General features: G+C 73.2%; 1 protein-coding gene. It reads right to left on the reverse strand.

Annotated features, from left to right (window positions below; genetic code table 11):
• A partial coding sequence (locus NR111_RS18245) for an HNH endonuclease signature motif containing protein (protein ID WP_256821629.1) occupies window positions 1-786 on the reverse strand: 786 nt, incomplete at both ends.

A 786-nucleotide genomic window follows, 5' to 3' on the forward strand; every position in this document is an offset into this window, starting at 1 on the left:
GATCGCGGCGTCGAGGTCGTGGAGGAGCGCGAACGGGAGTATCGGCGCTTCCAGCGGTGTCGGTGGTGGCGGTCCGGGTTTGGGCCGTGGCGGGTCGGCCGCGCGGGGGGTTCCGGCGGGTGGGATCCACCTGACGCCCTGGGGCGCGCACGGGTCGGGGATGGTGGACCAGCCGGTGTCGTGGATCATGGCGTGGCAGTCGCCGCTGGCCAGGGCGAGTTCATCGATGTTGGTGAGGCCTCCGGCGGCCCAGGGTCTGCCCGCGTGGTGGGCTTCGCAGTGTCGGGCGTCCTGGTCGCAGTCGGGGTGTGTGCAGCCCCCATACGCGGCGAACAGGGCCAGGCGTTGGTAGCGGGACGCGGTGCGGCGACTGCGGAACAGTCGCAGGTCGATTTCCTTGTCGCACAGGGCCAGGAACCAGTGGTTGCCGCGGGCCATGGCCAGCGCCTGCGGCACGGGCACGCGGATCCCGCCGTCGGTCTCGCCGCAGCCGGCGAGCGTGGCGAGCTGCTCGAGGTCCACGCGGACCACGATCGCCGCCGGTGCGCCGGTCTTGGCGGCATCTGCGGACAGGGCCAGTTGTAGGGCGTGCACCATCGCGTCGTGCATGCGTTGACCGTCGGTGCGGGTGTCCTTCTCCCCGGGGTCGGGCCACAGGCGGCCGGGCTGGCCCCAGCGGGCGTGGACTTCGCGCATCAGCGCGGCCAGTTGCGGGTCCATGGTCATCGCCGCGCGGGCCATCAGGTCCAGTCCCTGGCCGCCGCACGTGACCGAGCGGCGGCGGGC

This window comes from Dietzia sp. Die43 (assembly GCF_024519835.1).
GTDB lineage: Bacteria > Actinomycetota > Actinomycetes > Mycobacteriales > Mycobacteriaceae > Dietzia > Dietzia kunjamensis.